The sequence below is a fragment of the Sorangium sp. So ce1335 genome, assembly GCF_051521615.1.
In the GTDB taxonomy this organism is placed as follows: domain Bacteria; phylum Myxococcota_A; class Polyangia; order Polyangiales; family Polyangiaceae; genus Sorangium.
On sequence record NZ_CP150363.1, the window covers coordinates 7,947,664 to 7,962,655 of the forward strand.

Sequence of the window (14,992 nt, forward strand, 5' to 3'; positions counted from 1 at the left end):
GACCGCTCGTGTATGCTCCCGTACATGAGATCCTTGGCGTTTCTCGTGTCGATCGCGCTCGCGTCCGGTTGCAGCCAGAAGGTCCGCAGGTTCCCCAACGACAGCGACAGCGGGAGCGGCGGCAGCGGGGCCGGCAGCAGCACCACCACCGGCGGCAGCGATCCGGCCGGCAGCAGCACGAGCGGCAGCGGCGGCTCGAGCGGCGCCTGCGTCGACCCCGCGGCGTGCCCGCCGGCGCAAGGCGCGTGCATGGAGGCCGTGTGCGTCAACGGCGCGTGCGCGGAGCGGCCGCGGCCTGAGGGGACGCCCTGCGGAGAGGATGGCGGCGAGGTGTGCGACGCCTCCGGGGCCTGCGGGGGGTGCGACGGGATGGATTGCGACACGTGCGGGGAGCCGGGCTGCCCGAACACGTGCGGCTCCGCGGACGTGGTCGAGATGCCGCCGAGCTGCGCCGACGGCAGGGCCGGCGCCGGGGAGAGCTGCGGGTCCGACGTCGTGGAGAGCTGCTGTGCCAGCGCGCTGGTCCCCTGCGGCACGTACCTGAGGAGCTACGACGGCGTATCGAGCACGGACGACTCGTTCCCTGCGGCCGTGAGCGACTTCCGGCTCGACAAGTACGAGATCACGGTCGGGCGATTCCGCGCCTTCGTCGACGCCGGGCAGGGCGTGCAGGGGAGCCCGCCGCCCATCGGGGCCGGCCGGCACCCCCACGTCCTCGGCAGCGGGTGGATCGCCGCGTGGGACATGCGGCTCGCGCTCGACACGGCGGCGCTGAAATCCGCGCTGAAGTGCAATCGCCGCGATCTCTGGACGTGGACCGACGAACCCGGATCGAACGAGGAGCTCCCGATCAACTGCATCACCTGGTTCGACGCCTTCGCGTTCTGCGCGTGGGACGGCGGGCGCTTGCCCACCGAGGCGGAGTGGAACTACGCGGCTGCCGGCGGCGACCTGCACCGGCCCTATCCGTGGGGCGCATCGATCGACGCCGATCGCGCCGTGTACGACTGCACCGGCGATAGGAGCGCCGCGGGGAGCTGCGCGTTCGCCGACATCCTGCCGGTGGGCTCGAGGCCGAGCGGAAACGGGCTGTGGGGTCACGCGGACATGGCCGGAAACCTGTGGGAGTGGACGATGGACTGGTGGAGCGAGGAGCTCCCTGCGCCGTGCATCGACTGCGTGCACCGCGTCGACGGCGAGCACGACGCGAAGCGGGTCACCCGCGGCGGGAGCTACAGCGCGCCGGCCGACGACCTGCGCGCGGACCACCGCGACCTCAGCAACGCCCTGGACCGCGTGACCAACATCGGCGCCCGGTGCGCGCGGGATCTGTAGCCCCGCGGGGCGCCGCGCGCCGCGCGGGCGCGTCACCGTCGCGCTCGCGCTGCCGTCACCCGCCGCGGCCCCCGGCCGCGTCGTCGGGCCAGGCGTTCTCGGCGACGAGCTCCGAGAGCGGGCGGCGCGTCGCCCAGCCGCACGCCTCGAGCATCGGCCTGTCGTAGAACTCCGCCACGTGACCGACGCACAGGATGGCGAGCGGCCGGCTGCCCGGCGGCATCCCGAGCAGGGCGGCGAGGTCGCGCGGCTCGAAGAGCGAAACCCACCCCACGCCGAGCCCCTCCGCGCGCGCGGCGAGCCACAGGTTCTGGATGGCCGCGGCCACCGAGGCGACATCCATCTCGGGCAGGGTCCGGCGGCCGAACACGTGCGCCTCGCGCCCCGCCATGAGGCCGACGACGAGCAGCTCGCCGCACTCGCGGACGCCCTCGACCTTGAGGCGCATGAACTCGTCCTCGCGCTCGCCGAGCGCGCGCGCCGTGGCGACGCGCTCCGCCTCGACGAGCGCGTGGATGGCGCGCCGGAGCTCGGCCGACGTGACGCGCACGAACCGCCAGGGCTGCATCATGCCCACGCTCGGCGCGGCGTGCGCGGCCGCGAGCAGCCTGGCGAGCGCGCCCCCGTCCACCGGATCGGGAAGGAAGTGGCGCATGTCGCGCCGCTCGTGGATGGCGCGGTACACGGCGGCGATCTCCGGATCGTTGAAGCGGTAGCTCGACATGGTCCCTCGCGCGCGCCGCGCCCCGGACGGCGGCGATCCCGGCGCAGCGGACGGGCGGCGTGTAGCACCTCTGCGAGGCGGCGGTACAGCGGCGCGAGGCGCGGGCACGACGACGGCCGGCGGCGCCGCCGCTCGCGCGCGCCGCGCCCCGGACGGCGCCGCGCCGCGCGGCGCGGCGCTGCGCGGGACGGCGCCGCGCGGCGCGGCGCTGCGCGGGACGGCGCCGCGCGGCGCGGCGCGGCGCGGAATGCGCCTGCGGACGCCTGATCGACGGCGCGCGCTCTCGACGCAGGGGTGCCGCATGCTAGAGCGCGCTCGTGAAGCCATCGGGAGAGCGGGCCCCGGCGCAGCGGATCACCGTCGTGGGCGCGGGGGTCATCGGCTTGACGACGGCGCTCGCGCTCCAGCGCGACGGCCACCGGGTGCAGGTGATCGCGGCCGAGCGCGGCGAGCAGACGACGTCCGCGGCCGCCGCCGCGCTGTGGTACCCCTTCCAGGCGAGCCCGCCCGAGCGCGTCAACGCGTGGTCGCGCAAGAGCCTCGACGCGCTCACGCGCATCGCGCGGGAGCACCCGGAGGCGGGGGTCGATCTCGTGACCTGCCTCGAGGCGGCGGACGAGACGCGGCTGCCCTGGTGGGCGCCGTGCGTGGCGGACCTCTCGATCGACGCCGGGCCGCACCCGCTGGGCGCGCCGTACGCCTTTCGATTCACGGCGCCGCGCGTCGAGCCGTCGCTCTACCTGCCCTGGCTCGAGTCGCAGCTCGCGCACCCGGTGCGCGTCGAGCGCGTGCGATCGCTCGCCGCGGTCGAGGGCGACTGCGTCGTGAATTGCACCGGGCTCGGGGCGCGCGCGCTCACGGGCGACGCCGAGCTCCTCGCCCTCTATGGCCAGGTGGCGATCACCGAGCCAGGCGATACACACCCAGATGTCGCACTCGGTGATGAAAGGAACGAATCGGCGCTCATTTACGTCATCCCGCGGCGTCGTGAGATCGTGATTGGCGGCTGTGTTGTTCCGTCCGCTGACGACCGCTCGTTGGTGCCTGATCCGGAGCTGACTGACGCAATGCTCCAGCGGGTGCGCGCAGCCGGCCTCGTACCTGGCCGCTTGCTCCGCACGCGCGCCGGGCTGCGCCCGTACCGGAACACCGTACGGCTCGAGCGGGAGGGCCGCGTGATCCACAATTACGGCCACGGCGGCGCCGGATACACGCTGGCATGGGGCTGTGCCGATGAGGTGGTCGCAATGCTGCGGCACGTCGACGCTTCGACGCGCTGCTGCGTATAGGGGCGCCTCGCGTCAGCACTGTTCTGACGCGCTCGATCGCTCGGCGCCGCGCCTCCGCACCGCCGCTTCGTCGGGCCGCGATCAGCGTCGATGGCGGGAGCGAAGCGGCGCGAAAAAGACGGCGGAAGCGGCAGCGGAAACGAGGATGAAAGGCGGAAGCGGAAGCAGCCGCGGACGCGGACGCAAACGTGCCAGCGGCGACGAAGCGGCAGCGGGAACGCGACCAACGCGACCAACGCGACCAACGCGACCACACGCAACCGACGAGCCCGCTCCTGGAATCCAGCTAACCAGAAGCCCAACGCGCTGCTCCGAAAGTCTCGTTGTGCTCCTGTTGCGAGGCTGCTAGATTGGATTCGTGCTCGTCTGCGAGCAACTCCCGCCTTCTCTCGCAGTGGAACCGCCCACGGCGCTCCCCTGTTCATTCGAGGGAATGGCCGTGGAGGACCTCGCTCCGGAGATCGCTGGCCGCTGACGACCTCTCGGTGCGATCCCTGAGCGCGGTCCCGAGGTGGTCGAACGTTCGCTTGCACAGGAACCGGCGTGCATCGTCCGCCGTCACAAACGTGAAGAACCGAAGCTTCCCCCGGGAGTCTTGAACGCCATGAACAACGACGAGAATCGACTCAGTCGTCCATCGGGGCGGCCGGCGGCCTGGAATGTCACGATGAACAACGACGAGAATCGCTCCAGCCGTCCCTCGGGGCGGCCCTCGGGGCGACCGTCGGGACGGCCGTCAGGGCGGCCGTCGGGGCGGCCGGCGCTCTGGAGCGTCCTGCCGCTGGCCAGCGGGTTGCTGCAGACCCGGCCGATCGAGTGGCCGACGCTGGCGCTCTTCGCCGCGTCGTACGCGCTCTGGGTGGCGGCCGTCGCCGCGGGCGCCAAGGAATGGGTGCCGCCCGCGCCGGCGGTGCTCGCCGCGGCGGTCGCCGCGTATGCGGCCTTCACGCCGATGCACGAGGCCGCGCACCGGTCGCTGGCCCGCTCGGCGCTGCTGAACGACGTGGTCGGGCGCCTGTCGGGGCTGCTGCTCATGGCGCCGTTCCCGGCCGTGCGTCACTTCCACATGGAGCACCACAAGCACACGAACGAGCCGGATCGGGACCCCGACCACTGGAGCGGGCGCGGCCCGTGGTACGTCCTCCCGTTCCGGTGGGCGACACAGGATCTTCACTACTACTATCTATTTTTGCGCTCCTACCGCGCGCAGCGGCGCGGCGAGCGGTTCGAGACGATCGCGACGCTCGCGGCCATCCTCGCGCTCGTGGGGCTCGCCTTCGCGCTCGGCGTCGGTGAGCTCGCGGTCCTCTACTGGATCGTGCCGGCGCGGCTGGCGATCTTCTTCCTCGCGTTCGCCTTCGACTACCTGCCTCATTACCCGCACGGCATCACGGCCGCGCAGAACCGGTATCGCGCGACGCGCGCGATCGACAGCGCGCTGCTCAACCTGCTGCTCTTCGGGCAGACCTATCACCTGATCCACCACCTCTACCCGGCCGTGCCGTTCTTCCGGTACCGGACCGTGTGGAAGCACCAGCGCGAGGAGCTCCTCAAGCTCCAGTCGGAGAGCCTCCCCCCGCCGCGCGCGCCCTTGCCCATGATCGCGGCAGGCAGCCTCGCCCCGCCGCGCGCGCCGACGATCCACACCGTCCCCCCGGCGCCCGAGCTCGACGCGCTCTGATCCGAGCCTCGCGGGCAACCCCGTCGCCGCCCGGGGATCGGCGGCGCCTGCAACAGCGATCCCGACAGGAAAACCGCCAGGACGCCAGGAGCACCTGGGGCGCTCGCCCCTGTCCCTCTGGCGTCAGATCGTTCTCCTGGACGCCGCGCGCGCTCGGCCGCCGTGCGCCATGAAGCACGCCGTCGCGTCCGCGAACTCCGCGGGCCGCTCCACGATCCAGTCGTGGCTTCCCTTCGCGGAGACAACGAGCGTCGCGCCGGGCATCAGGCGCGCCATCGCGAGGGCCGAGCGGAGCGGCACCGTGCGGTCGCGCGCGCCCCACGCGAGCAGCGTCGGCACGCGCAGGCGCGCGGCGTAGCCGCTCAGATCCGCCGTCGCGGCGAGCCGCGCCAGGTGCAGCGCGCTGCGCGTGTGGACGAGCAGGTTGTGGAGGAGCGCGGGCGCCGCGCGCACGGTGAACCGCGGCTCGATCGACACGTCGGCCATGCGCCCGAGGAAGAGCGCCAGCAGCGAGCCCGGCGGGTTGACGCCGACGGCGCCGGCGAGCACGAGCCCCGACATCCGCTCGGGGTACAGGGCGCCGGCCACCAGCGCCGCCGCGCCAGACATCGAGTGACCGATCAGCGTGACCCCCTCGAGCTGAAGCGCGTCGAGCGCCTCGGCGATGCAGCGCGCGTACTGCTCCAGCGTCCACGGCGCGCGGAGCCGCGAGGCGCGGCCCGATCCGGGCAGCTCCAGGACGAACACCCGGGCGCGCCGCCGCATCGCCTCGACCGTGGGCCCGTACGTCATGCCGCTGATCAGCATGCTGGGCAGAAGCACCGCGGGCATCCCGCTGCCCGTCTCGGTCACAACCACGACCTCGCCGCCGGCCCGGATCTCCCGCACGCGGCTTTCCTCCCGCGACCGCCGCCTTGTCGCGGCGATCGCGGGGGTGGGCAGGATCTTCTCCCGGCGCGCCCGCTGCGGCACAGGCAAGCTGGCGAATCGAGGCCCGCTCTCGGCGCAGGCTCCCGTCATTCCACGTGATCGAGGGTGCTTCCGCATGAGCGGCAAGCCGATGCCGGGCGTGTGCCAGCGCGGGCGCGGCAAAGGCGGCAACGGAGCGGCAACATGCGCCAGCCACGCCCCCCCATGCGCCAACCACGCGCCGACGGAGCGATGGCACGGGCGCGGTCCGGCGCGCATCACGAAAGCCTGGCAAGGCTGTTGAGCCCGTCCTGCGCCGCGCTAAGCTCCGCGCCATAGCAGCAGTCTCCAGGCTCATGGGGAGCCAGCAGGCGTGTCGTCGATGGCCGAGAGCCCGGCGCCGCCTGCTCGGATAACCAGCTCTTCTGGAATGAACAGAGGCGAAATGTCGAGGTTGCGCGCCACGTCGGGCGATCGGAAGGCGGCTGAGATCAAGGCCTCGGCGCTCTCGATCTCCGCCGCGTTGTCCGTCCTCTCCCGGGGTGCATGGGGGACGGACGCGCCGCCGGCCGCCGAGGTCCAGTGGGCTTATGCGCTGATCGCCGCGCTCGGTTATCTGCAAGCCCCGATCGAGATCGCCGCCGCGACGCTGCGGCGGACCGGGATGTCGGCCGAGGCGTACCTGCGTAAAAATGCAATGTACCTGGATCCGGAAGGTGCCGAGGCCGAGATCCTTGGCGTTGTCTTCGGCGACGCGCTGGAGTCGCTCGGCGAGGAGGCGCGCGGCGTGGTGCACGCGCTCGCCGCGCTGCCGGCGGCGGGCGCGCCGCTCGAGGTGATCGCCGCCGCGGCGGGGAAGCCTGCGCCCTCGGCGGCGCGGCCGCTGCAGCTGCTCGTGCACGGCCGGCTCGTGTCGTTCGAGCAGGGCCCGCAGACCTACCGGCTGACGGGGCCCATGCGCGCCGTGGCCCGCGAGGACGTGGCCGGCGATGCGGAGCGCTGGGGCGCGCTGCACCGCGGCGTCGTGGACGCAATGCAGGCGCTCCTCTTCTGGACGGCCGCGGTCGAGGGGCGGCCGGAGGCGGCGATGCGCCGGCGCATCGCGGGCGATCTCCTCGCGGCCCTCGACACGGCGCCGTTCCGGGACGGCGGACGCGGCGGCGAGGTGCTGGCGCGGACGCTCGTCGACGCCTGCACGGTGCTCGAGCTCGGGCTGCCTGCCGAGGTCCAGCACCGCCTGCTCGACGAGGCGGCGCGCCTCGCCGGCGACGCGCTGCCCGACCTGCGCGCGCGCGCGCTCGCGGCGCTCGAGGGCACGCGCCGCGCGGAGCTCACGGGCAAGCGGCGAGGCACGTTCGGAACGCTCCGAGCCACGCCGGCGGCCCGCGATCGCGGCCGGTCGGGCCACCGCGACGTCCTCCGCAAGGCCGTGCGCGCGAGCGCGCGCGCGGCGGCGCGGTGCACGCCGGTCCCCGAGGACGATCGCGTCCGCGCCGCGAAGGAGCTGCTCGCGCGCGGCGGCCTGCGCGTGCGCGACGGCGCGCTCGAGGCCGCCGCGGCCGACTACGGCGAGGCGCTCGCCGCGTTCGAGGCCGCCGGCGAGGCGCGCGGCGAGGCGACAGCGCTCCTGCTCCGCGGCGACCTGCGGAGGCGACAAGGGGACCTCGCGGCCGCCGCGCGCGACCACGAGCGGGCTCTGCCGCTCTTCCGGGCGGCGGCCGACCGGACGGGAGAGGCGATGGGGCTGCTCGCGCGCGGCAACCTCCGGCTCGACCAGGGCGACGCGCAGGGCGCGGCGAGCGACTACGGCAGCGCGCTCCTGCTGCTCAGGACCTGCCGCAACCGGCTGGGCGAGGCCAACGTGCTGAAGGCGCGCGGCGATCTGTGCTTCCGGGAGGACGACCTCGCGGGCGCGGCGCGCGACTACGACCGGGCGCTCTACATCCTCGAGGGCGTGGAGGAGCGCGTCCTCAGCCAGCTCCGCGCGCCGCCGAGCAGCGCCGAGGAGCGCCGCGGCATCGCCCGCGCCGCGCGCGAGATCGTCCCGCAAGACGAGCTCCTCCGGGCGCTCGGGTACGAGCAGACGCACGCGCGCACATGGCAGGCCCGCGGCGATCTGCGCCTGCGAGAGGGGCAGACGGCGCTCGCGGCGCGCGACTACGGCAATGCGATCCTCCTGTACCGGGAGAGCGGCGATCGCCGCGGGGAGGCCGCCGCGCTCAAGGCCCGCGGCGACCTGCGCCGCCAGCGGGGCGCGCTCCCGGGCGCGCAGCGCGACTACGAGGATGCGCTCCGGCTCCTCGAGACGCTCGGGGATCGCGCGGGTCAGTCCGCCGTGCTCGAGGCGCGCGCCGACCTGCGCTGCGAGCTGGGCGACACCGCCGGCGCGGCGCTCGACTACGCGAGGGCGCACGCGCTCCTCGACGCGACGGGCGACATCGCCGGCCAGGCGGGCGCAAAGGGGGCTCTCGCGGGCGTCTCCCATCGCGACGATCCGCCTCGTCCTGTCACAGCCGTCGTCTCGCGGTGACGACGCGCCCTCGCCCCGTCCCTCCGGGCTGGCCGCGCGACCGAGCCGCGCCGTCGAGGCCTCTCCGCTGCGCGTCGCGACTGAGGGCCTGCTCGGCGCACATCGATGGATGACACACGAGGGCGCCACACGAGCGCTGTCGCTCTCCCTGCTTTGTGACTTCGTTGTTCGTCCGTCCTGCGCTAGGGTTCCTCGTCCGGGTCGTTCGTCCCGGCGCCGAGGTGTCCACGTGCGACGACGCCGTTCATCGGTCGGTATCAGCTTCGCCTTGCTCTCGCTGCTGCCCGGTGCGGCGCTCGCCTCGCCGACGGTGACCGGCTCTGCTCCGGAGCTCGGCGCGTGGGACGCGCGCCGCGGCGCCCCCCTGCGCGACGACGGCGTGGCCCCCGACGCGGCGGCCGGGGACGGCGTGTTCACGGCGGCCGTCTCGTTCGCGGCGCCGGGAGAGGTCGAGTACAAGATCTCGCGCAACGGCGTCGACCTCGACGACGGCGGCGCGGGTACGGCCACCGGCGACAACCTGCGTTTCACGCTGGCCGGCGGGACAGCGCCCTACGATGTCATCTTCTATTACGACACACGCGACCTGACCGCACAGGGGTTCTTGCCGGCGACCGAGTCGGCCTCGGACTCGCGCAGCGCGACGGTGAACGCGGAGGGCGCGCCCCAGGTGTGGGTCGCGGTCGGAGACTGGCAGAGCTCCGTTGGCGACACCGACTGGAGCTCGACCTCGACGCTCACGGTCGCGCGCGACGACGGCCGCCTCGGCGATCGCGTCGCGGGCGATCATGTCCACACGTACCGCTTCGTGGCCCGGACGGCGCTCTCCGGCGCGCGCTTCAAGTTCGCGGCGCAGGGCCCCTCGGGCGCGAAGCTCGGGGCGGACGGCTGGAGCTACGCGCCACGGGACTCCGCGGGCGGCGCGTTCAGCGCGGCGGCGGGGCAGGTCGTCACGCTGGAGCTCGACGCGCGCCACGGCCGGATGCGCGCGCGGGTGTCGAGCCCCGCGAAGCTCCTTTTGACGGAGCTCCGCGTCCACCCGGCGGCCGCGGAGTTCGTCGAGATCTACAACCCCGGCCGCGCCCCCGTCGACCTGTCCGACCATTACCTCGCCGACTACCGCTTTTATTACGAGCTCGTCACCGAGAGCCCCTCGCTCCCGAACGCCAACGATTTCCTTGTGCGCTTTCCGGACGGGGCCAGGATCGGCGCGGGCGAGGTCCAGACCGTGTCGCTCAGCGGCGCGGAATGCTTTCGTACGGGGTGCGAGGAGACAAGGGCGTTCACGGGCTGGGGCGCGTACCCGACCTACGAGATCCCGAGCGCTGGCACGTTCGGCCGCGGGGAGAGCCGATCGGCCGCCGCGGTGCCCGACATGCGATCGCCGCTCGCTGGCTCGGTGGGCGCGACGCGCGGGCTGACGAACGATCACGAGTGTCTCATCCTGTTCTACTGGGACGGCGTGAGCGATCTCGTGAGGGACGTCGATTACGTCTTCTATGGTGCGACGGGCGCGAACGTGCCTGTCGACAAGACGGGTGTATCGATCGACGGGCCCGACCCGGGGACGGAGCGGAGCGCCTACCTGGACGACGCGGCGGATGACGTCGCGCTGCACGCGCCGCTGTCCGAGAGCGGCGGGAGCTGCCGGCTGGACCTCACCGAGGGCGCCCAGGCCGCGAGCGGGGGCAACGGGGTGACCGGCGCGATCGAGACCGGCGAGCCCCTGTCATCGACCTGGGCCGCGTGCGCCGAGCAGACCCCCGGCGCCGTCGATGCCGACGGCGACGGCGTTGCCGTCGGCGACAACTGCCCTCGGACGCACAACCCGGATCAGGCGGACGCGGACGCGAACGGCGTCGGCGACGCGTGCGATGTCGATGACGACGGGGACGGCGTCCGCAACGACGAGGACAACTGTCCCCGGGCGGCCAATCCGGGCCAGGGGGACTCGGACGAGGACGGGACCGGCGACGCCTGCGACGAGGATGTCGTCGACTCGGACGCCGACGGCGTGATCGACAGACTCGATGGTTGCCCTGCCGTCCCGGATCCGGATCAGGCCGACGCCGACGCCGACGGCGCGGGAGACGCCTGCGACAACTGCAAGGCCGTGGGGAACCCCGCCCAGACCGACACCGACGGCGACGGCGTGGGGGACGACTGCGACGTGGACGACGACAACGACTTCCTTGGCGACGAGGACGACGCTTGCCCGACCGAGGCCGGCGCGTTCGCGAACCGGGGTTGTCCGGGCGGCGAGGGCGGCGGCGGCGCGACGTCGAGCGTGGCCGCGTCGAGCGCGACGGCGACGGGCGCGGCGAGCTCATCGGGCGGGACATGGCCCACGTGGGGCAGCGCGGGCGGGATCCCCAGCGGCGGCGACGGCTGCGGCTGTCGCGCCGCGGGCGGCCCTCCGGCGCCCGGCGCGCCGGCGCCGTGGCTCGCGCTCCTCGGCGGCGCGCTGCTGCTCGCGCGCGGCCGGCGGCGCGCGGGGATCACGCGGGCTGGCTCTCTCGCTGCCGCTCGAGCCGCTCCCGCATCACGTTGGGGATCCTCCCGGCCGCCTCGATCGCCCGCTCGAGCGCCGCGCGCGCCTCGGCGTGGCGGCCGCGCCGCGCGTGCGCCCGCGCCCGCGCCTCGATGACCTCGATCAGCTCCTGCCCCACGGAGAAGCGCGCCGACCGCTCCTCGAGCTCGTCCCACGCCTCGTCGCCCGCCTCCCGCGTCGACAGATCGATCATCGACCACTGCACCTCTTCCGAGGGGGCCATCTCCAGGCCCCCGCGCCCCTCCGCGGCGGCCCTGGCCTGCTGGCTCCGGATCGCCTCGATGATCTCCCGCGCCCTTGTCTCCTCGCCCCGGTACAGGAGCACCCTCGCGAGGAGGAGCTGCACGAGCGGGCGCGCCTCGTCCCCCCGCTGCTGGCGTTCGAGGGACACGGCCCGCTCCACATGGGACATCGCGATGTCGACATGGCCCATGAGGTAGAAATGTTCACCAAGGTTGAACTCCCCCACGAGCTCCATCGTCCCCAGACCCAGCTCACGTGAGATGGCGAGCAGGCGGCACGTGTCCAGGATCATCCCCTCATGGTCCCCGAGGCACGCGCGCAGGAGCGCCCGGCTGTTGATCGCGGACCCGAGGTGCAGGCGATCGCCGCGCGCCTCGCACATCCGGATCGCCCGCTCCAGGACCGCGCCTGCCTGGTCCAGCTTGCCCAGCCCTGGATAGACGAAGCCGAGGAGCAGCAGCGAGATCACGAGCGTCTCGTAGCCGTCGTCGCCGACGGCCTCGGCCTGCGCCGCCGCGTCCTCGAGCGGCGCCGCCGCCGCGTCCTCGCGGCCCTCGCGGATGAGCGAGCGCCCCACCCCCATCGACAGGCGCGCCTCGAGCGCCGGCGGCAGCTCGCCCTCGGCGAGCTCCCTCGCCTGCTCCACCCGCTCCTTCGACCGCCCGTAGTCGCTCATCCAGTCGAGCGCCGTGGCCTCGTCGAGCAGGATCTCGATCTGCTCGATCCTGTCGCCCTCCTCGACCGCCATCGCCCGCGCGCGCTCCAGATCGCCGAGCGCGTCGTGGTAGCGGCCGAGCCGGTAGCGCATCAGCCCCCGGCCCCGGTACGCCACCCTGCGCCGCGCGCCGCGCTCCTCGACCGGCTGCGCGAGCGCGCGGCTGTAGTAGAGCTCCGCCTCGACATAGACGTGGCGCGCCCTCGCCCGCTCGGCGAGCTCCAGGTAGGCCTCCTCCGCGACCGCCGCGAGCCCCGCCTCGGCGGCGTGGTACGAGATCTTGAACCACCGCTGCTCCCGGCTCTCGTGGGCCGCCTGCCGGTGGTGCTCGTACGCCGCGACGTGGATGCTCCGCCGCTCGGCCCCGGCGACGCCGTGCGCGATCGCCTCCCGCATCAGCGCGTGCCGGAAGCCGAGCCGGCCCTTCCGATCGGCGACGAGCACGCCCGCCTTGACCAGCCGCTCGGTCCCGACCCGCGCGTCGAGGGGGAAGGCCGCGCCCTCGCCGCGCCGGTCCAGGTGGTCCAGCACGCCCGCGATCTCGTCGAGCAGCACCTCGGCGCCGAGCAGCGCGACGAGCCGCGCGTGAGCGCCGAGCGCCGGCCCGAGCGCCGCGATCTCCCCCTGCGCCAGCGGATCGAGCAGCGGCAGCGTGGGCAGCCGATCGAGCTCGTCGGTCGCCAGGTACCACGCGTTGCCCCGCGGGTGCCGGCGCAGGATCCCCTCCCGCTTGAGCCCGTGCACGAGCTCCACGAGGAGCAGCGGCACCTGCTGCGAGCGCTCGAGCAGGCGATCGATCGCCTGCTCCGGCACGTCCCGCGCCGGCAGGAGCAGCCGACGGCACAGCGCCCGCGCGCTCTCGGCGTCCAGCGCCCCGAGCCGGACGACCTCGCGCCGCGCCGCCCGCTCGCCCCAGGAGGGGTGCGCCTCGGCGAAGGCCGGGCGCCCCATCGCGCAGATCCACAGCGGCGCGGCCCCGTCCGCGAGCGCCGCGTACTCGAGCGTCGCGAGCGTGGCGTCGTGCGCGAACTGCGCGTCGTCGAGGAGGACGAGCACCGGCGCGGAGGCCGCGCGCTGGCGCAGGCACTCGCCGGCCGCCCGGATGCGCGCCGAGCGGAGCGCGCCCGGCGCGGCCTTGAGCGCCTCGATCTCGGGGAAGACCTCGCTGCCCGTCCGCTCGTCCACCCACCCGAGCGCCATCGCCAGCCCCGCGCCGAGCTCCTCGCCGAGCGCAGGGCCGAGCCGCTGCTCGATCGCGACGCGGGCGCCGCTCTGCGGGGGCGCGTCGGGGACGTTGAGCGCCTCGCGCACGAGCTCCTGGAGCGTCGCGTCCTCGGCGCCGCTCGTGGGCTCCTGCGCGCGGAGATCGATCACCTTGGCCTGCGGAAAGAGCTCCCGCAGCTTCTTGCCGAGCTCGGCGAAGAGGCGGCTCTTCCCGTACCCGGGCTCGCCGAGCACGGACACGACCGTCGGTTGCTTCTGCCGGATCGCCTCCTCGGCGGCCTGGACGAGCTGCTCGAAGATCTCGCGGCGGCCGATGAACGCGCCGGGATCGGTCGTCTCGCGCACGGCGCCGACGGAGCCGAGCGTCGGCGCGCACGCGACGTCCTCGTCCGCCGCGGCGGGCGCCTCGGGGAGCGCGGCCGCAGCCGCGGGCGTGAGGAACGGCCCCGGCGGCCCGGACGCCGCCGGCCACCGCTCGGCGCGCGAGAAGAGCGGGCTCAAAAACCGCGTCGCGCCGCCCGGCCGGGCCTGGACCGAGACGGGCGCGAGATCGATGAGGACCCGCTCGCACAGCCCTTCCCGCAGGAGCTCGTCGGCCGCGCGCTGCGCGTGGCGCGCGGGGCTCGCGGCGCCCTCGTGGCCGAAGACCGCCGCGTAGCGCGAGCCGGAGGCGTGCGCGAGCTCGCCGCCCAGCGCCCGGATCCGGCGCTGCACGACCGCGCGATCGGCCGCCCCCTCGAAGAACAGCAGCCCCGCCGCGCGGCGCGTGGCGCCGCCGGCCGCCCGCGGCCCGCCGCGCTCGCTCGCCGCCACCTCGTCCCCGAGCGCGAGCTCCAGCGCGGCGCGGAGCTCGGCCGCGCTGGCGAACCGCTCGCTCCGGTCCTTGGCCAGGCAGCGGTGCACGACCTCCTCGATCGCCCTCGGCACGGCCGCGCGCGACGACAGCCGCGGGGGCCTGCGGCTCCTGTGGTCCTCGAGCACCGCCGCGCGCGGCCCCCAGAACGGCGGCCGGCCGGCGAAGAGCTCGTAGAGGATGACGCCCATCGCGTAGATGTCGGCGCGCGCGTCGAGGTCCGCGCGCCCGGCGGACTGCTCCGGCGCCATGTACTCCGCCGTCCCGAGGGCGAGATCGTCGTCCTCCACGGCGCCTCGCCGCCCCACGACGCGGGCGATGCCGAGGTCGATGAGGGTCGCCTCCCCTGCCCCGTCGACGAAGATGTTGTCGGGCTTGAGGTCGCAGTGGACGTACCCGCGCCCGTGGACGACGTCGAGCGCCCCGAGCGTCGCCAGGCCGAGCCGCGCGGCCTCGTCGACGCGCGGCGCCGGCCGGTCCGCGAGGCGGGCGGCGAGCGTCGGCGCCGCGACGCGCGCGAGCACGGCGTACGGCGAGCCGTCGTCGAGCGCGCCCCACGCGTGCACGGCCGGCACGCAGGGGGCGCCCACGGCCAGGAGCGCCTCGATCTCGCGGCGCAGGCGCGGCCCGGCCCCGCGGCGATCGGCGCGCGCGAGCTTGATGGCCACCGGCGCCCCGCCGCCCTCGGGCTCGGCCTCGAACACGGTGCCGAAGCCGCCCTGCCCCAGGATCCTGAGGGTCCGGTAGCCGGCGAAGCGGGGCAGCGCCACCGGGACGACCTCGGTGATATCGAGCACCGTCGCCTCATACGGCAGCGGCTGATGGTGCGCCGGGCACTCGGGACACGAGCCCTGGTTCCTCCGCCCGCACGACGGGCAGCGCCGGCCCAGGGCCGGCGCGCCGTCCGGCTCCTCCCCGCGAGGGGCCTCGAAGCGCAT

The 14,992-nt window shown here is 74.5% G+C and carries 7 protein-coding genes and 1 pseudogene; 5 read left to right on the forward strand and 3 right to left on the reverse strand.

Annotated elements, in window-relative coordinates:
* Nucleotides 1-24: 24 nt before the first annotated feature.
* On the forward strand, nucleotides 25-1,335 hold the full coding sequence (locus WMF24_RS29215) for a formylglycine-generating enzyme family protein (protein WP_437730694.1): 1,311 nt from the start codon (nucleotides 25-27) through the stop codon (nucleotides 1,333-1,335).
* Between the two features lie 55 nt (nucleotides 1,336-1,390).
* Here the strand turns inward: WMF24_RS29215 and bluB are convergent, their stop codons facing one another.
* Nucleotides 1,391-2,059, reverse strand: a complete 669-nt coding sequence (gene bluB / locus WMF24_RS29220; RefSeq protein WP_437730695.1) for a 5,6-dimethylbenzimidazole synthase — start codon at nucleotides 2,057-2,059, stop codon at nucleotides 1,391-1,393.
* Nucleotides 2,060-2,376: 317 nt separating this feature from the next.
* Here bluB and WMF24_RS29225 point away from each other — a divergent pair, with 317 nt between their 5' ends.
* Together WMF24_RS29225 and WMF24_RS29230 are read left to right on the forward strand one after the other, a co-directional pair.
* Nucleotides 2,377-3,348 (forward strand): FAD-dependent oxidoreductase, encoded by a 972-nt coding sequence (locus tag WMF24_RS29225; RefSeq protein WP_437730696.1) that lies wholly within the window; start codon nucleotides 2,377-2,379, stop codon nucleotides 3,346-3,348.
* Nucleotides 3,349-4,015: 667 nt separating this feature from the next.
* The gene (locus WMF24_RS29230; RefSeq protein WP_437730697.1) at nucleotides 4,016-5,029 is read left to right on the forward strand and encodes a fatty acid desaturase family protein; all 1,014 of its coding nucleotides are present in this window, start codon (nucleotides 4,016-4,018) and stop codon (nucleotides 5,027-5,029) included.
* Nucleotides 5,030-5,152: 123 nt separating this feature from the next.
* Here the strand turns inward: WMF24_RS29230 and WMF24_RS29235 are convergent, their stop codons facing one another.
* Entirely contained in the window at nucleotides 5,153-5,917 is a 765-nt protein-coding gene (locus WMF24_RS29235; protein WP_437730698.1) for an alpha/beta fold hydrolase, read from the reverse strand.
* 466 nt (nucleotides 5,918-6,383) lie between these two features.
* Here WMF24_RS29235 and WMF24_RS29240 point away from each other — a divergent pair, with 466 nt between their 5' ends.
* Nucleotides 6,384-8,468, forward strand: coding sequence for a hypothetical protein (locus tag WMF24_RS29240; RefSeq protein WP_437730699.1), 2,085 nt, complete (start codon nucleotides 6,384-6,386; stop codon nucleotides 8,466-8,468).
* Between the two features lie 109 nt (nucleotides 8,469-8,577).
* A pseudogene (locus tag WMF24_RS29245) lies at nucleotides 8,578-10,683 on the forward strand (thrombospondin type 3 repeat-containing protein); the annotation flags it as partial.
* Nucleotides 10,684-10,966: 283 nt separating this feature from the next.
* Here WMF24_RS29245 and WMF24_RS29250 read toward each other — a convergent pair.
* The gene (locus WMF24_RS29250) at nucleotides 10,967-14,992 is read right to left on the reverse strand and encodes a serine/threonine-protein kinase (RefSeq protein ID WP_437730700.1); all 4,026 of its coding nucleotides are present in this window, start codon (nucleotides 14,990-14,992) and stop codon (nucleotides 10,967-10,969) included.

Coding starts and splice junctions, on each gene's coding strand:
- WMF24_RS29215 (WP_437730694.1), top strand. CDS start 25: ATGAGATCCTTGGCGTTTCTCGTGTCGATCGCGCTCGCGTCCGGTTGC.
- bluB (WP_437730695.1), bottom strand. CDS start 2,059: ATGTCGAGCTACCGCTTCAACGATCCGGAGATCGCCGCCGTGTACCGC.
- WMF24_RS29230 (WP_437730697.1), top strand. CDS start 4,016: ATGAACAACGACGAGAATCGCTCCAGCCGTCCCTCGGGGCGGCCCTCG.
- WMF24_RS29240 (WP_437730699.1), top strand. CDS start 6,384: ATGTCGAGGTTGCGCGCCACGTCGGGCGATCGGAAGGCGGCTGAGATC.
- WMF24_RS29250 (WP_437730700.1), bottom strand. CDS start 14,992: ATGCGCTTCGAGGCCCCTCGCGGGGAGGAGCCGGACGGCGCGCCGGCC.